This is a genomic window from Bdellovibrionales bacterium, assembly GCA_016714165.1.
Classification (GTDB): domain Bacteria; phylum Bdellovibrionota; class Bdellovibrionia; order Bdellovibrionales; family UBA1609; genus JADJVA01.
The window spans coordinates 662,107-678,590 of the sequence record JADJNU010000002.1 but is presented as its reverse complement, the minus strand read 5'-3'; the positions used below and the strand labels follow the sequence as shown (position 1 = coordinate 678,590).

15 protein-coding genes and 1 pseudogene are annotated in these 16,484 nt (G+C 44.5%); 10 read left to right on the top strand and 6 right to left on the bottom strand.

All coding sequences use genetic code 11. From position 1 onward, the window contains the following. Position 1 precedes the first annotated feature (1 nt). The 7 genes from IPJ71_14500 (at position 2) to IPJ71_14470 (ending at position 7,422) form a co-directional block, all read left to right on the top strand. A complete protein-coding gene (locus tag IPJ71_14500) occupies positions 2-1,327 on the top strand; it encodes a FliI/YscN family ATPase (protein MBK7844872.1) in 1,326 nt (441 codons plus the stop codon). Between the two features lie 4 nt (positions 1,328-1,331). Continuing rightward, on the top strand, positions 1,332-1,781 hold the full coding sequence (gene fliJ, locus IPJ71_14495) for a flagellar export protein FliJ (protein MBK7844871.1): 450 nt from the start codon (positions 1,332-1,334) through the stop codon (positions 1,779-1,781). After that, positions 1,778-2,647: a hypothetical protein gene (locus IPJ71_14490; GenBank protein ID MBK7844870.1), complete on the top strand. Its 870-nt coding sequence runs from the start codon at positions 1,778-1,780 to the stop codon at positions 2,645-2,647. Before fliJ ends, IPJ71_14490 begins: the two co-directional genes overlap by 4 nt. Positions 2,648-2,665: 18 nt before the next feature. Further along, positions 2,666-4,546, top strand: a complete 1,881-nt coding sequence (locus IPJ71_14485) for a flagellar hook-length control protein FliK (GenBank protein ID MBK7844869.1) — start codon at positions 2,666-2,668, stop codon at positions 4,544-4,546. Between the two features lie 18 nt (positions 4,547-4,564). Then, entirely contained in the window at positions 4,565-5,566 is a 1,002-nt protein-coding gene (locus IPJ71_14480) for a flagellar biosynthesis protein FlgD (protein MBK7844868.1), read from the top strand. A 65-nt stretch (positions 5,567-5,631) separates the two neighbouring features. Then, positions 5,632-5,994: a hypothetical protein gene (locus IPJ71_14475; GenBank protein ID MBK7844867.1), complete on the top strand. Its 363-nt coding sequence runs from the start codon at positions 5,632-5,634 to the stop codon at positions 5,992-5,994. A gap of 129 nt (positions 5,995-6,123) precedes the next feature. Next, positions 6,124-7,422, top strand: a complete 1,299-nt coding sequence (locus IPJ71_14470; protein MBK7844866.1) for a flagellar hook protein FlgE — start codon at positions 6,124-6,126, stop codon at positions 7,420-7,422. Between the two features lie 122 nt (positions 7,423-7,544). On the opposite strand, the gene IPJ71_14465 is transcribed toward IPJ71_14470, so the two are convergent. From IPJ71_14465 to IPJ71_14440, 6 genes and pseudogenes are all read right to left on the bottom strand, one after another. Then, a complete protein-coding gene (locus IPJ71_14465) occupies positions 7,545-8,882 on the bottom strand; it encodes a carbohydrate porin (GenBank protein MBK7844865.1) in 1,338 nt (445 codons plus the stop codon). A gap of 153 nt (positions 8,883-9,035) precedes the next feature. Next, positions 9,036-9,542, bottom strand: coding sequence for a hypothetical protein (locus tag IPJ71_14460; protein ID MBK7844864.1), 507 nt, complete (start codon positions 9,540-9,542; stop codon positions 9,036-9,038). Positions 9,543-9,715: 173 nt separating this feature from the next. Next, positions 9,716-10,875: pseudogene (locus IPJ71_14455) on the bottom strand (ABC transporter substrate-binding protein). Between the two features lie 143 nt (positions 10,876-11,018). Further along, positions 11,019-12,011: a 6-phosphofructokinase gene (gene pfkA / locus IPJ71_14450; protein MBK7844863.1), complete on the bottom strand. Its 993-nt coding sequence runs from the start codon at positions 12,009-12,011 to the stop codon at positions 11,019-11,021. A gap of 129 nt (positions 12,012-12,140) precedes the next feature. After that, positions 12,141-12,413 (bottom strand): HU family DNA-binding protein, encoded by a 273-nt coding sequence (locus IPJ71_14445; GenBank protein MBK7844862.1) that lies wholly within the window; start codon positions 12,411-12,413, stop codon positions 12,141-12,143. 247 nt (positions 12,414-12,660) lie between these two features. Continuing rightward, positions 12,661-13,380, bottom strand: a complete 720-nt coding sequence (locus IPJ71_14440) for a hypothetical protein (GenBank protein MBK7844861.1) — start codon at positions 13,378-13,380, stop codon at positions 12,661-12,663. A 370-nt stretch (positions 13,381-13,750) separates the two neighbouring features. On the opposite strand from IPJ71_14440, the gene IPJ71_14435 reads away from it, so the two are divergent. The 3 genes from IPJ71_14435 to IPJ71_14425 all read left to right on the top strand — a co-directional run bounded on the left by IPJ71_14435 (position 13,751) and on the right by IPJ71_14425 (position 16,474). Next, a complete protein-coding gene (locus tag IPJ71_14435; GenBank protein ID MBK7844860.1) occupies positions 13,751-15,133 on the top strand; it encodes a hypothetical protein in 1,383 nt (460 codons plus the stop codon). A gap of 1 nt (position 15,134) precedes the next feature. Continuing rightward, positions 15,135-15,353 (top strand): hypothetical protein, encoded by a 219-nt coding sequence (locus IPJ71_14430; protein ID MBK7844859.1) that lies wholly within the window; start codon positions 15,135-15,137, stop codon positions 15,351-15,353. 86 nt (positions 15,354-15,439) lie between these two features. After that, entirely contained in the window at positions 15,440-16,474 is a 1,035-nt protein-coding gene (locus IPJ71_14425) for a sulfotransferase (protein ID MBK7844858.1), read from the top strand. Positions 16,475-16,484 lie beyond the last annotated feature (10 nt).

Genomic DNA, 16,484 nt, shown 5'->3' with positions numbered 1-16,484 from the left:
CATGAATCAAGCGGAATTTGATGCGCAAAAGTATCTTTCGGCCCTATCAATGACCAAAGTGACAAAAGATATTGGAAAAATCACACAAGTAACCGGTTTTACTTTGAAGGGATTTTTACCTGGAGCATGTGTCGGGAGTGTTTGTGCGGTTTATCCGAGTGGACTGAAATCCTCATTTTTTGCCGAGGTTGTTGGCTTTCAAGATAGACAGATCGTACTGATGCCACTCGGAGAGATGAGGGGAGTGGGCTTGGGTTCGAAAATTGAACTCTTGCGGCTGAGAGCCACTGTGCCTACGGGACCGGAACTGTTGGGAAGGGTGGTTGATGGTCTGGGAAAGGCAATTGATGGCAAAGGTGACCTAAACGTATCGGGAGATAGACCGCTCTACAATGATATCACGAACCCCCTATTTCGCCCACCCATTGATACCCCTTTGAGCCTTGGCGTGAGGGCCATTGATGGGTTGCTGACGATAGGACAGGGGCAAAGAGTGGGCATCATGGCAGGTTCAGGTGTTGGAAAATCTGTATTGTTGGGAATGATCGCGCGAAATACAACGGCCGACATAAACGTCATTGCTCTTATTGGTGAGCGAGGGCGAGAAGTTCGTGAATTTATGGAGCAAAACCTGGGCCCCGAGGGTCTTAAGAAATCTGTTGTTATTGTGGCAACTCCGGACCAAAGTCCGCTCTTGCGAATGAGAGCCGCCTTTTTTGCGACAACAATTGCGGAGTTCTTTTGTGAACAGGGCCAAAATGTTCTTTTGATGATGGATTCCTTGACTCGATTCGGAATGGCCCAAAGGGAAATTGGCTTGAGCACAGGAGAGCCACCTGCGCAAAAGGGTTACACTCCGAGTGTTTTTTCGCTTCTACCAAAATTACTTGAGCGGGCCGGAAGGTTTGAGAATTGTGGATCAATCACAGGCCTGTACACGGTTTTGGTTGAGGGAGACGATATGGATGACCCAATCGCTGATTCGGTTCGTTCAATTGTGGATGGCCACATCGTATTGAGTCGCTCAATGGCGCAAAGAGGACACTTTCCGGCGATTGACGTTTTACAGAGCACAAGCCGTGTCATGAGGCATATTATATCAGAGGAGCACCAGGCACTTGCTCTTGCTCTGCGTGAAAATCTAGCTATTTACGGAGAGGCAGAGGATCTTATTAATATTGGAGCCTACAAGGCGGGTTCCAATGCCAAAATTGATCGCGCTGTAGACGTTCATGAATCTATCGATGAATTTTTGCGACAAGGAGAGCGTGAGACAAGTGCTCCACTCCAGACCTTGAAACTGATGCAACGAATTTTAGGAGGATAAGGGATTGAAATTCCGATTTCCTCTCCAATCGGCCCTTGCGTATCGACAGCGTCTCAAAGAGGAAGCTCAGATTCAATATTATCAAGCAAAAAAGAGGGTTGATGATGCGCTTGATCGGATCAACGAATTGTATCTCCTCACAGATCGAACACGCCTTGAAATACAGGAAATCCAAAGTTTGGAGAGCGGACAAGTAGCGTCTATCCAGATGCGAGTTGATTTTCTAATTGGAATAAAATCCAAAATTGAAGCCGAGAGAATAAGTGTTAGAGCACTCATGATGGAGGCAGAATCCAAGCATGAGGCTCTTCTTGAAGCCGTGAAGCAATTCAAATCTTTAGAAAAACTAAAGTCTCGAAGATACTTTGATTTTGTTCGAAAAATGAGGCGAGACGAAATCAAGGACATCGATGAAATGGTAACGATGCGGCACAAAAGGGAGGCATCAGAATGAATTCGGGATATGATCATTTTTTTAAAAAGGCAAAAGAAAATTCTGGGCAAGTTCCTTCAAAAAAGGCTGTGAACATGTCTCTTGGTCGAGGATTGAATTCGAATTCGGTTTCCAGTCACGGTCCCGCTGGCTCTATAGAAACTGAACAGTCCCTTCGAAAAGCTTTTGGAATAAAGCGGAGAAGTTCAAAGAGAATTAAACTGAATCCTGCTTTTTTGACCATTTCCTTGCTCCTTATGTCAGGATTTGGATTCTTGGTTCTGTTTGTCTCTGAACCAGGAATTTTAGAAAAGTTCATTGATCGGATCGAATTCGGAGTTTTTTCGGAAGTTTTTGCGAATGAACCAAGTCCTGGATCGGCTCAAAAGTCCGATAAGGAACCGGAAAAAATATCCGCTGGCAAAGATTCAGATGCGGAAAAAAAATCCTCTGACCTTAGTCACGAAGCCGATTCTTCAAAAACAATAGACTCTAAAGACCTAAGTTATTTCAGTAAGTTAAATGAGAGGAAAAAGGAGTTGGACCTAAGAGAAAAGGAGCTGAACGAGTTGGAAGAGGAATTGCATAAGCAGAAGAGTGAGATTGAAGAACGTATTCAACATCTGGAGAGGATCCGAGTTCAAATTGCCGGGGTCCTGAAAGATAAAGTTGAAGTTGACCAGCAAAAAGTGAAAACATTGGTGGAGTTTTATTCGAATATGAAACCGCAACAAGCTGCAAAGGTAATCGGGACTTTGAACGAAGACCTCGCTATCGAGGTTCTGGGTCAAATGAAGAAAAAGAATGCCGCGGAGATTATGAACTTGCTTGAACCGAGCAAGGCACAGATTATTTCAGAAAAATTTGCAGGATATAAAAGGCGATAGTTCAATATGGTAAACAACTTGTCAGCATTGAGTGCCAACCAGATTCCGAGAGATCAGTCAGATAGAATGACTTCGCCCATTCGTCAGGGCGATTCGAAAGTGGCTCGCGATTTTAGAAAAAATATCGAAAAGCAGATGAAGCTGACAGAATCTCCAAGTGGAGAAATAGCAGACGCCGGGAAACCAAATTCTCAGAATGTCATGGAAGAGATCGAGGACTCGTCCGAAGGAGCAAATCCAGAATTGCAAAGTCGATTGAACCCTTCGGTGGATCAATTGACTCGCCGTCTGGCGATGCAGGGCTTTTTGAAAAAGATGGAAGAGGATGTCGGAGTTGATGCAGGTCAAATTGTGGCGGCCTTTTCTCAGCTTTCGGCTAATGATCTTGTAGCCCCACCAGAGGCATCAGTAGAAAAAATCGTCGATCAACTGGGGCTTGAAAGCAGTGAAAGAGGTCGTGCCCTTGAGCTCTTTCAAAACTTGCTTAAGCAGACGTCGCCGTCCAATGTTGGGGAATATCTAAATGGAAATGATCGGCAGGTTTCGCTTGAAGTTATTTCAGCAGACGAAGCTCGAAAGAAGGCCCTCAGTGCGTCCTTAGACAGAATGTCGCAGGCTTTTTTTGTAGACAATCAAATAGTGCGCCAGGATAAGGAAACCAAAAATGACGAAACGATTGGACCAATGGGAGGCAAAAAGGGTGTTGTCAGTGAGTTTGATTCAAGAAACTCTTCTTCTACCGGAATGAGCCCCTCAAACGGAATACTTTCAGTCGCTGAGAGCGGCCAAATTATTCCACAAGGATTTACTTCGGATCTCGGGGCTGAATTGTCCACGAGCCGGAATACTGCAAGTGGGGCAAGGCCTCGTGGCTTTGAGACATTCGTGGGAGATAATCGATCCATCGAGGCAACTGCGAGTGAATCAGATATGTTGAATTCAGAAGTGAAAGCGTCTGGACAATCTGACCAGGGCGCCAATGCTGCGCATTTGAGCGAAGCAGAAATTCCGGCTATTCGAAGTGAAGTTTCGGCATTTTCGCAAAACACGGAAGCTGATCAAACAATGGCATTTCCGGTGAATCTCTCCGGCCTTGCTCAGGAAGAATCCCAGGATAAATCATTTGAGTCGCAAGACCTTGATGGTGTTCTTAATCAGGCGGAAACTCGCTTCACTGGTCCTGAGTGGGGTACTCGGAAATCTGAGAAGAACGATTTGTCGGCACATTCAATTTCTCAGTCAAGAGCTGAGAACCAAAGGGAAGGAAAAAGGGAGTTTCAGGGCGAACAGCAACTTTCTGATCAGCTCTCTGATCAGATTTCTGGCTTGGCAAATACTCCGAAGCATGAAGGGGCAAAGGGCAATCAATTTTTAATTCAAATGCCGAAAATGACTTCAGCTCAAGAATCTTCCAATGTTCGTGATGTTGTTGATCAGGCCCAAGTCTTGGTTAAAAACGGTGGTGGAGAAATGAAAATCAAGCTGAATCCGGAAGGGGTCGGCGAGGTTACACTCAAAGTCATGAGCGACGGCGGTCGAATCAATATCGAGATGATTGCGTCAAACGCGAATACAAAGAAACTTTTGGAAAACGGGCTTGCTGATCTCAGGGAGACCTTTTCTTCACATCGTATAAATGTTGACCAAATCAAAATTGGTTCTCCTGATAACATTTCGAAGCACATGGATCAGAATATGCAGGATCAAAATCAAAGTCATGTTCGTCAGTTCCTTGAGGAATTTCGGCAGAACAATCAAAATTGGCGCCAAGGCTTCGTGGATATGCCTGCAATGAAAAATTATCGATCACAAGCTCAGGATGACAGTGTGGATCAATCAATTCCATCGATGAGATCAAAGCCTAGAAATGGGAGTCGAAGATTGGATTTGGTGGCATGATGAACGACCGGAGCTTGAATGATTAACATTAAGAACTCCACTCAAACCTGGTCAAATTCAGTTCAGCAATCAGCATTGAAGCCGGCCGTTGGAAATGAGGTTTCCCCAGAAGATTACAAAAAGGCCTTTGGGAACAAAGACCTCGGTGAGGTTTTAAATAAAGTGGCCGATCCAAATTGGGTCGATCCAGCAAAAACGAGGAGAGTCGGAAACAATGAGCTGGATCGGGATGCTTTTTTAAAACTACTTCTCGCTCAATTGAAAAATCAGGATCCAACAAATCCGATGGAAAATCATGAAATGGCAGCACAATTGGCCCAGTTTTCGTCTCTTGAAAGTCTGGGAAATATTGACAAAGGGATTGGAGATCTCACAAAGGCCACAAGTCCGAAAAATGATTTCGCAGCCCTCGGCCTCATAGGAAAGGGGGTCAGCGGGGATTCGTCACGAATCAGCCGAACTGACGAAAAAGAAACTCACGATGTGGTTTATGATCTCTTGGGCGATGCAAGCGATGTCAAAGTCAAAATTATGGATGCCAATAATCAAACTATTCGAGAGTTGAGTTTGAGCGATGTCAAAAAAGGTAAAAATGAGTTGAGTTGGAACGGATTAACTGAAGATGGACAGCCAGCTCGTGCGGGAGAGTATCGAATTGTATTTGAAGCCCTCGCCTCCAATGGGGTCAAGGTTGGCACTGAGACAAAATTTGAGGGAACAATCAGCGGGGTGAATTTCACTCCTAAGGGACCACTTCTTATTGTGGGCAATCAAAGTATTCACTTGAGTGATGTTAAGAAAATTGTGGATCCTTCGCAATTGACTCAGGGGAAAGTGGCAAGACAAGTCAATACGGTTTTACCCACTACTCAGAAGTCTGGCCCGCAAGCAAAAAGGCCATCGGTTGCAGAATCTTCGGGCTCGGTTTCTTCTCAATTAGAGAACAATTTGGAAACGGTGGGCATGAGTCGCGAAATGGTGAATGAGATGAAAAAGCAGGGGATCGAGGCGGGATTGTGAGTCAAGTTTTAAATACTGGAAAGATTCAGTCACTTGAGGGCCTACAGAGACAAAGAGACACTGTTTTGGCTCCAAAGGGATTGGATGAAAAAGGCGGGTTTAGACAGACTCTGCGTCAAATCAATCAGGGAGCTGGAGGCCAATCGGCTCTACGTGGAGAAAATTCTTCCTCGGAGAGTATTCGATTCTCTAATCATGCCGTTGAGAGAATGCAGGCCCGAGGGATTGCATTCTCACCTGAATATTTGGGAAAAATTGAAAGCGCTGTTGAAAGAGCCGCTGGAAAGGGGGCAAAGGAAACTCTCATATTGACTGATGACTCAGCAATGATTGTGAGCGTGAAAAATAATACGGTAGTGACAGTGATGGACAGGAATTCATTGAAGGACAATGTATTTACTAACATCGACTCCACTGTCGTCATTTGATTTGGATTCGTAAGGACTGGACAGGATGTTTGGGTGCTTTAAAAAATAATAGGGGCTGGACCTCGTAGAGGGGGCCCCTCCGTAGACGTCACTGATTGATTGAGGTGGCGGAAGACATGGAGGTCTTATATGGGTGTTCTTTCTTCACTTTACACCGGTGTGTCCGGTTTGAGCGCACAAGGTGAAGCCTTGGGTGTTATTGGTGATAACATCGCCAATGCAAATACAATTGGATTCAAAGCCAGTCGGGCGGAATTTCAAGATATTATCTCAAAAAGTTTAAAAGGTATTTTGGGTGGAAACCAAATTGGTCGCGGTGTGAAAATTGGAGCCGTCAATCCTATTCTCGTTCAAGGAAATGTCGATGCAACCGAGAAAGCGACAGATCTCGCCATCTCTGGCGACGGCTACTACATCTTAAAGGGTTCTGACGGTGAATCCTTTTCTCGAGACGGCTCCTTTCATTTTGATAAGGAAGGCTATTTGGTGACAAATGATAATCAGCGGGTGCAGGGGTTCGAGGCGGATGAAAATGGGACTGTCATTAATAAAGTGGAAGATATCAAATTTCCTCGGGCCTTAATTCCGGCCAAGGGAACAACTAAGATTCGGATGGAGCTCAATCTTGATTCTCGAGTGGCACAAGAACCAGGTATGGTGAAGGTCTTCGATCCAAAAAATCCCTACGATAGCTCCAATTATTCGACGGGAGTCGAGATTTACGACTCACAAGGGAACAAACATTTAATGACAATGTTCTTCAATAAATTGGCTGATAGAACTTGGGAATATCGAGGAATGGTAGACGGAAAAGAGATGATGGGAGGAGCTGACGATGGATTGAGTGAAGCGTGCAAGGGGAAACTCACCTTCACTGTTGACGGGAAATTAGATACAGAAGAAATGGTTTCCTCAACTTTTAATTTTAAGGGTGGAGCCTTTCAGAATCAGCAAATCAAGGTTGATTTTGGTGATTCCATCACAACTGATAAAGGAAAGGGGCTTGACGGTACGAAGCAGTATGGCAAAGACTCCGATATGATGAGTTGGAATCAAGACGGGTCAGCGGCAGGAACCATCACCAACCTTTCTTTCAACGATGAAGGTGTTCTCACGGCTTTGTACAGCAATGGCGCAACTAAGGATTTGGCCCAGATTGCCCTTGCTAAATTTGAAAATCCAGAAGCCCTTTTCAAAGTGGGAAACAACCGATTGAAGGAAGCTCGTGACTCGGGATCTCCCGCTGTTGGAAAACCAAATCGTGCCGGCCGCGGGAAAATCTTTGCTAAATCACTGGAGCGGTCAACGGTAGATCTAGCCCTAGAATTCGTCAATCTCATACAAAATCAGAGAGGATTTCAAGCGAATGCCAAGACAATCACCACCACAGATGAATTATTGGCCGAGGTGATCAATCTGAAGCGTTAATGAGAAGTCTGAGATGAAATGAGAAACTAAGCTAAAGTTCAACCAAAAAAGAAACGGGCCTAAATGGCCCGTTTCTGTGTTTTCAAAATGAAATGATATTTATCCAGCTAAGCTGACTCAGTTTAAAACCAAACTTCAGCTTGGAAACCGTAGGAAGCGCCGCTGGTTTTGTCGGCAAATGAGGGTGCATTTGCTCCAATGTATGTCCCTCCCTTATTCTTGTCGTTCCACCAGCTCTGAGTGTAGTAAGCTCTTAAAACAGGACGCGCGCTCAATTTCGTATTGATGGCGATCTGTGGGGCGATAGTCGCTCGGTAAAGAGTGCGTTGTCCCAACGGATTACCGCTGACAAGCTCACTTTCGTCATCAACGAGTGAAGCTCCCAATTGGCCAGTCAATTGAACATGGTCGGTGAGGAAATAAACAGGGAGGATTCCGACACTGGTCCATTTCCCTAAATTGTTCGCAGTTTTTCCATTATCCCAACGTTCGTGACTGATTCCCGCATGAAAGGCCCATTTGCTATTAGGAATCTCATATTGGACATGATTGACCAAACGCCAACGGAGAGCATCTTGTTGCGTGCTCGTACCCTTTACTGGATGAGAATCCCCTGACAATTCAAGCGATTCCATGAGGCCCGAACCCCGAATCAATGCAGCATCATAGAAACCACCATCAAATTCATAGTGATTTTTAGCGCCAACAATAAAACCAGTGCCTTTTTCATAAACGGTAGTGGGAGTCAAAGCATTTGTGCCCTCAGGCGAATGCCCATAGGCCACCCAAAATTCAAGCTTGTCATTTTCGGTGATCGCGATGTTTTTGAGACGTGCATCCCACAATGTGATACCTGGTCTTCCCGATTCGGTTCTGCCACCATCAGCAGGATCCGTGTTCACCTGGCGAAGCTGGGCAATGGCAAGTTTTCCAATGCCCACTGGTATTTCTTCAACGCCGGCTCCGTTGCCAACCGTGTTTCCGTAATAGAACCAATCGTTCATAAAAAGATCGGGCTCGCGGTAGAATCGCTTTCCTGCCCAAAAGGTATAGGGAACATCTTGAAATTTCCCGCCTTGGACATAAGCTTCTGCCAATGAAAACGTGGCATCGCCATTATTTGTATAGGTGACCGGTGCGCCTGTTCCGGGCTTTCCAAAATCATTGGCGACATAGGCCAAGCGAATTTGGCTCTTAAAGAAGGGATCATTTTTTTCACTCTTGAGGTGGTGAAAGGTAAATGTGGCTTCGCCATAGGTCGCGCATTCATTTCCGATGCGAAATTCGTTTCCGCTCGTTTTCTTGTTGTTAAAGCATTCATAGTTTCCGCCCAAGGAATTAGTCCCCGTTCCTGATCGGAAATACCCGGTATATTCAAATCCTTCTGACGGATTTGCCTGCGATTGAAGCATGGAGGCAGCTAGGACTGCGGCACATAGGCCATAAAAACAGTTTTTCATTTTGCATTCCTTCTTATAGGTTGAGATGTGGACATTCTCCCTCCCTCCAGAGCGGGAGGAACATAACGATGGATTTGTCTTTTGTCTCGATTTTTTTATGATTGGTTGCGGCGAAAGGCCTTTCTATGGCCTAGCTCGGGCTCAGAGGCTTCTTTATTGCGGTACAAAAAAGGGCTCGTCAAGTGGTGTGCGTCCGACGATGATGGGTGGGCTTGTAGTTGACGATTCCTGGCCTTTCTTGAAAACCAAGAAAACAGCTCCCTCAACCAAAATACCAGGGTCCGAACCAGGACTTTGAACTCTATTTAAGAGGATTCCCTTCATCACATTGCTATCAAATCTATGAGAATTTAACTGATCAACTTTGAAAGAGGAAAGTGTATATTCCGCAACTGATCCATTTACATAAACAACTGTAAAGATTTGAAAATCATTTATGGCATCACGAAATTCGTTATTAGAAGAAAGGCAGATTCTCAAAATACTCGATTGGGAGTTGGTGGAAAAGCGATGATTCTCCCTGCAAGTCTTAAAAGAGAGATTTTTTTGATTAATGACCGAAGAGTTGGATAGCTCCTCCAAATTTTGATTTTGAGCGGACGACCGAAAGGAGGCCAGCAAAATGGCAAGGGTCAAAAGAAGGATTCGAAAAATGTACATCTGCTCTTCCTTATTTTGGAAAATTCCGGGCCCTGCTGGTGTAGATTTAGAACAGAATGGACTCTATGCAGACCTCCGGGCCTATTCTGACGCGTCATGCCCGTTGCTGCAATAGGAATATTTTACAGTTATGGAATTGAGGGACGGCATTTCGGGAGCGCTTCAGAGGAGCCTCAGTTGGGCTCGACTGTTGTGACAAAGCGGTTATTGGGGCCGTCAATTCTAAAAATGACGGCGGATTTGTCAGCATTTCTATTTGAATTCAACGAGATGGAGCCCGTAACACCAGGGAAATTTCGAGTCAATGCGATTTGGTCACGAACTTGTCTTCGGGTGAAAGGCCTCGCTTTTTTGATTGCGTCAACCAAGATAAAGGCCGCATCGTAAGCCATTGCTGCAAAACCATCAGGGCTTTCATTGAATTTTGCCCTATACGTTTCAACAAATTTTTTGACCTGAGTCGAATTTCTTTCGGGAGAAAAATGACTGGAAAAGTAGGCTCCGTTGAGAGCTCCTTGGGTGAGTTCAAATAATTTTCCAGAATCCCAACCATCGCCCCCCAGCAAGCGGGTCCGAATTCTCATCAGTCGCGCCTGTTTTGCAATGAGGGCCACTTCTGAATAGTAGCCGGGAATGAATATCGCTTCAGGGCCCTTGGAGCGGATGTGACTGAGTTGTTTGCTAAAATCAGTGTCTCCTGCCACGAACTCTTCTTCTGCGACGATGGATCCGCCCATAGACCTAAATGTCCGATCGAAATATTCGGCAAGCCCCATGCTGTATTCGGATCGACGATCGCGAATGATCGCAACCCGTGAAGCTTTCAAGTTTTCCCGAGCGAATTTTGCCATGACGTAGCCCTGAAAGGGATCAATAAAACAGACTCTAAAAATAAAATCCCCTACTTCTGTGACTCGTGGGTTTGTAGAGCTAGGGCTTATCATGGGGATTCCATATTTCTGGGCATGAGGCGCTGCCGCCAGCGATAGCTGACTTGCAGCCTGCCCAAGAATCGCAACAAATGAGGGATCAGATCCAAAATCATCAACCGCCTTGATGGCCTTATCTGTCTTCCCGCCGTCATCTCGAATGATGAGCTCAAGAGTTTCCCGCTCACTCCTCCATTTTCATTTATTTGGGACACGGCAAGCTCCAGGCCTTTGCGAGTGCTCCATCCGAATGAAGCATCCGGACCTGTAAGCGAAAGAAAGCTGCCAACGCGAACGGTTTTTTGATTTTCCAGCCTTGGATCTCGATTTAAGAGGCAGGATGAGAGCACAAGTGGCCCAAGAATCGCCAGACAAGCTAGCCCTTTTTTAAGTCCATTTGTCATAATTGAAACGCTCCCCAGCTGGACGAATAAAGCCGTTCTTAACAACTCGCCAATTTTTCGTCAAACGTGGTGGTTATTATCCACCATAGAGAGTGCTCATGTGTGTCATTGTCATTGCTGTTGTTACGACCCTCTTCAGGTAGCTAATGAGAGAGTTGATCAACTAAACCACGAATTCCCGGTGGGAGAGCTTTTTTTTGTCCCAGGCATTTGGCCATCTCCCTTTCGATTATCTGTCCAGCCTGAATTCCCACCATAATATCACAGACCCCTTGGCGAAGGCTATGGACCGCTTGAGCACCAAGACGACTTCCTAGAATTCGATCGACTGCTGTGGGGGCGCCACCTCTCTGGATATGTCCCAGGATGCAAACCTTAGCTTCAAATCCAGATTTTTTTCGGATCGCTTCTGCAAGATCGTAAGCGCGGCCTGGCTTTTGCCCCTCAGCTGCAACAAGAATACTTGAAGTCTTTCCTGCTTTGATTCCAGATCTTATTTTTTCGATCGCAGAATCTACAGACAAAGGGGATTCTGGAATAAAAACGCCCTCCGCTCCTCCAGCAATGCCTACATCAACAGCGATGTATCCTGAGTCACGCCCCATGACCTCGACAATAAACAGTCGATCATGACTTGCAGCTGTATCACGGATTCGATCAATGACTTCAAGGGCCGTATTGACCGCCGTATCAAATCCAATCGTCAGGTCTGTACCAAAGATATCGTTGTCAATCGTTCCAGGAATTCCAACATAGGGAACTTTTTGCTCAACCCACAAGGCATGGGCGCCTGTAAAGGAACCATCGCCACCAATACAGACAAGGGCCTGAATTTCTCTTTGCCGAAGATTTTCAGCCGCACGGCGCCTTTCCTCCGGTCGATGAAATTCCATGCAGCGCCCAGTTTTAATGACAGTCCCACCTCGCTGAATTGTATTTGCCATTGAACGAAGTCCGAGCGTTTCAAAATCACCATTTAGCATTCCCTTGTAGCCCTGGTAAATGGCGTCGACTTGAATTCCTGAACCTATTGCGGAACGAACGACGGCGCGAATGGCAGCGTTCATTCCAGGCGCATCGCCACCGCTTGTGAAGACGCCTATTTTTTTTAGATTGGAAGAATTAAATGTTGGCATAGACGATCAATATGGATCATTTTCTTGTCAAAAAAAAGTTAAACTTTTTTAAAAAGATCAAAAGAGGAAAAAAAAGGCCAAATTTGATGTCAAAATTGGCCTTTTTTCAGTTGATAAGATGAGATTCAACTAGCGGATGGATTCTTTAAACTCAGCACCAGGACGGAACTTAGGATACCAGCCAGCAGGTATTTTAATTGCTTTTCCAGTTTGTGGATTGCGGCCGACGCGGGCTTTGCGCTTGGTTTTCGTGAAAGTGCCAAAGCCAACAAGCTTTACATCATCGCCTTTTTTAACAGACTTTCTGATTGTGTCTATGGTGGTATCCAAAACACGCTCAGCTTGAGCTTTTGTCATGTGTGTGTCGGCAGCGACTCTTTCGATAAGTTGCGCTTTGTTCATTCTGAATTACTCCCGTTGAAAAACTAGGTTGGTGAATTTATTAAGTATAGAAATTGAACTTTTAATTGGGCCTAGGGTCAATGGCTTTTTTGATTTTGGTCGAGTGATTTGTTTTTTTTGAGATTCACTTGACAGATAATACCATTGGCTGAAACAAACAGCGCCAAAATCCTGAACTTCTCCTCATGACCTAGGTGAACTGAAAAAATTGGACGTGGCAGATGGCGCGCTCCGTTGCAAGCAATCCTTATTTCTTCGCTTCAATTCTCGCAAACTCATAACCGTCATATAAGAGGTATATATATAGCGTTGAATCTGTCAATTTTCCTGGGTCGGCCTGGACACTCAAAAGATTATTGTAGCTTGGTGTTCCGCCATAACCCGTTCGGCGCAGTTCGAATCCGGTATTGTCATTAATGGGTTCAAAGTTTCCATTGATAGAAATCGGAACATAATACCCAGGCGAGTAATCATTGTAGGCATAAATAGTCGCAGCCCCATAAACAGGCAGACTTGTTCCAAGAGAGACCAAACTGAAACTTCCTACGCTGTCCCAGGCTTCACAGCTATAGGAACCCCAATTCCACCCAATATAGGGATCGCACACGCGTGCATAGTCGCGCAGGAATTCGCGGTAAAGCTCTTGGTCAGTGATAATCATTCTTCCGCCCCAAATATTTGTAAAGGATGAGTTATTTCCGGTGACCCCACCCTGAACATAAACGCATTGGTTGGTCGCTGGATCTAGTCCGTATCCAGCTTGGGCACATTGTTGGAGACAAGCATTGTGTTGGGGAGACCAAATTTGTCCAGTGGCGCAAGTGGTAGTTGGTGCTGGGGCTGGTGCCGGTGCCGGACTGCCAGATTTGCTTTTGCCACCGCAACCCACAAAGACCGTTATGGTAAGGATAGAGACAGCAAAAGAAAGAAGGGTTCTCCCAAGAACGGTTCTCACTTGTGAAGGCATGGTTACTCTCTCCCGTAGCTCCAATAAGCCACTTAAAACACAATTTAAAGCGTCGATAGAGACCTCTCTCCAAGAGACGGCGGTCCAAATCACCAAGAGAGAATTCAGTAAATGTACCAAATGAGATCGCATATATTGCCTTATGGGCCGTCGAGACGGCCCATTAAAAGAAAAAGGGCACACAGTGTGACCAAAATTGGCTAGGAAAACCCTTTCTCGCGGTGCAATTGGTGTGGCTACATGCTCGCAACCCGTATATTGCCAGTACGCACAAGTCCGTGTTGAAGTGAGTGATGAATAGAAGAATGGTTCATAACATTCAAAGTCATATTAACAGGAGAGGTAGCAGATTCAGTTGGGAGGTCCTTGAGTGGAGCGATTTCTGTTCAAAAAGCTTGAACTATGGCAACTGATTCTTACGGTTATTATTGGTTTCATTTTGCTGATTTCCTACGGGGCCTGGATCAAAAAGATATTGGCTGAGGGTTCTAACTATGGGAGAGCCGCCAGGATAGCCTTGGAATTTGCCGAAATTCCATCAAACCTGTCTAAACTGGTGGGACCCAATCCCTGGATTGAAATGAGCGAAGGCCATTCCTCTATGTTTCTCCCTTTTAAGCAGCGATTTAAAGGTAAGGGAGGCTTTTTCTTTGCATATCCGCAAGCCAGCAATTCTGAGGCTGGCTACTTGCTCTTGAGTAGGTATGATCGAGATCGGTCGAGTAGCGTGGTTGAGTTGGTTGACCTCAATAAGCAAGAGATAGTGCATGCTTGGCGGCCGGACTTCAATATCCTTAAAAAAATAGGGCATTTCAACGATGACGTGGGTTATCACATTAGTCGTTTTCATCCCTCCGCAATGCGGATGCATAGTCCCTTATTGGCCTTTGACGGGTCACTTTATTTTCATGATGGTTCCAGCATATTTAGAGTCAATTGGTGCAGCCAAAATATCCAGACTATAAACGGAATTTTTCATCATAGCTTGGAATTCGATTGGGATGGCAACATTTGGACACCAGGTCATATTTTTCCTAGTTCAATTCCAGGGACAGGGAGCAATTTCAAAGACAATTCAATTTCAAAAATATCAAGGGAAGGGAGGATTATTTTTGAAAAATCAGTGGCGCAAATACTGATCGATAACGGGTTCGCTTATTTGGTTTATGCTGCGGGAAGGGCGACAGACGATCCTATTCACTTGAATGATGTTGAACCCGTGAAAGAGGATAGCAAGTATTGGAAAAAGGGGGATGTTTTTCTTAGCTTTAGGAATTTATCCATGATCGTTCTGTATCGACCGCGCACAAACAAAATTGTTTGGCATCGGCAAGGGCCATGGAATGGGCAGCACGACGTCGATATTTTAGACTCCTCTCGAATTTCAATTTTTAATAATAATATTATTGAGACCAAATCAACCTTTCTTGTAAGTGGATACAATGAAGTTATTGAATACGATTTTAAAACCGATAAGCTATCAAAGCGCTATAACGATGCATTAAGTTTAAATCAAGTAAAGACCAAAACAGAAGGCGTTGCAGAAATCCTTTCCAATGGCGATCTCTTTGTTGAGGAACAAAACTACGGTAGGCTTTTGCGAACTAGCAAGAATGGGGAAGTCGTTTGGAGCTTTGTCAACAGAGCTTCTAACGGAACGATTTATGTTTTAAATGGAAGTAGAATGATCGATTCGAAGTTGGGAAATCAGATTGTCTCCCAGTTAGCTTATCAACAATGTGAAGGAGGGTAACATGAAAAAGGTACTTTTTATTTTGTCGTCTTTGCTATTGATCCTGCCAGCCGAGGGCTATTTGGGACCAGGCATTGGAGTGGGTACTTTAGGCTTTGTTTTTGGAACTATAGCTTCGATATTTCTCACATTTGTGGTTGTTATTTACTACCCAATAAAAAGAATGTTTAAAAGTAAGTGGAGGAAGACCAATGATCCTTCAGTTGAAGGTGAGAGTTAGGCGAACGGTTTAATTAAAACCCAGCAATCAGTATTCAGATTTTGCCTTTTCCTATTCTAAATGACGGTAGAAAATAGGGTTGTACAATGTCTTATAGCTTAGCATCGAAATGGCTGCATCGTTGGGCCTTGAATTCACCAGCAAGAATCCAGGCTTCATTTGAAATGGAAAGACTTGCAAACGAATGTCGATTTAACAGAGAGTCCCATTTTCACCATGTTTTTGTGAGCGGCCTTGCAAGATCTGGATCTACCATTTTAATGAGGGCAATTTACGGATCTGAGAAATTTTGTTCTCTTACTTACAAAGATATGCCCTTCGTATTGGCTCCCAATTTGTGGGCCAAGATTGGGAATTTCTCCAAGAGGCAAATTGAAAAACAGATGAGAATCCACGGAGATGGATTAATAATTGATTGCGATAGCCCTGAAGCTCTGGAGGAAGTTTTTTGGCGAGCCTTTGCGGGAAAAAACTATATTTTTCAGGACAGACTCGTTCCTCATGTTCCGGATTCAGAACTGGTTCAACTTTTCAGGGTATACGTTGCTTTAATCAGGCTAAGATACAATACAGACAGATACCTCTCGAAGAATAATAATAACATTTTGAGGCTGAAGACTCTTCATAGCGCCTTTCCAAACGCCTCAATTCTCATTCCATTTCGACAGCCGATCCAGCATTCCTTTTCGCTCTTAACACAACATCAAAATTTAATTAAGCTTCAATCTCGAAATGCATTTATAGAAAAATATATGAGCTGGTTAGCCCACCATGAATTTGGAATTGACCAAAGACCGTTTGTTGTGGATCCGTCTTCCATACCAAATGGAAATAAAGATAGTTTGGATTATTGGTTGGAGCAGTGGATTTTCATACATAGTTATCTGTTGAAAACAAACTTTGAGCGAAAAAATGGAAGGCTACTTTTTGTATGTTATGAGGATCTTTGTGGAAATTCCAAATCAATATGGAAACATCTCTGCGAACATATTGAAATCTCATTTGATGGGGAATATTTGTTCGAGATGCGCAAAGCAGATATAACTGCGGAGTTTAGTCCTTCATTGGCAGAAACCGCGAATGAGATTTATGAGAAACTAAGAGCCATTTCGATCACATAAATGCCTCATG

What these genes read in the sequence shown, in the direction of transcription:
- IPJ71_14500 (MBK7844872.1), top strand. Translation starts at nt 2, where the DNA reads ATGAATCAAGCGGAATTTGATGCGCAAAAGTATCTTTCGGCCCTATCA.
- IPJ71_14490 (MBK7844870.1), top strand. Translation starts at nt 1,778, where the DNA reads ATGAATTCGGGATATGATCATTTTTTTAAAAAGGCAAAAGAAAATTCT.
- IPJ71_14480 (MBK7844868.1), top strand. Translation starts at nt 4,565, where the DNA reads ATGATTAACATTAAGAACTCCACTCAAACCTGGTCAAATTCAGTTCAG.
- IPJ71_14470 (MBK7844866.1), top strand. Translation starts at nt 6,124, where the DNA reads ATGGGTGTTCTTTCTTCACTTTACACCGGTGTGTCCGGTTTGAGCGCA.
- IPJ71_14465 (MBK7844865.1), bottom strand. Translation starts at nt 8,882, where the DNA reads ATGAAAAACTGTTTTTATGGCCTATGTGCCGCAGTCCTAGCTGCCTCC.
- IPJ71_14460 (MBK7844864.1), bottom strand. Translation starts at nt 9,542, where the DNA reads ATGTACATTTTTCGAATCCTTCTTTTGACCCTTGCCATTTTGCTGGCC.
- pfkA (MBK7844863.1), bottom strand. Translation starts at nt 12,011, where the DNA reads ATGCCAACATTTAATTCTTCCAATCTAAAAAAAATAGGCGTCTTCACA.
- IPJ71_14445 (MBK7844862.1), bottom strand. Translation starts at nt 12,413, where the DNA reads ATGAACAAAGCGCAACTTATCGAAAGAGTCGCTGCCGACACACACATG.
- IPJ71_14440 (MBK7844861.1), bottom strand. Translation starts at nt 13,380, where the DNA reads ATGCCTTCACAAGTGAGAACCGTTCTTGGGAGAACCCTTCTTTCTTTT.
- IPJ71_14430 (MBK7844859.1), top strand. Translation starts at nt 15,135, where the DNA reads ATGAAAAAGGTACTTTTTATTTTGTCGTCTTTGCTATTGATCCTGCCA.
- IPJ71_14425 (MBK7844858.1), top strand. Translation starts at nt 15,440, where the DNA reads ATGTCTTATAGCTTAGCATCGAAATGGCTGCATCGTTGGGCCTTGAAT.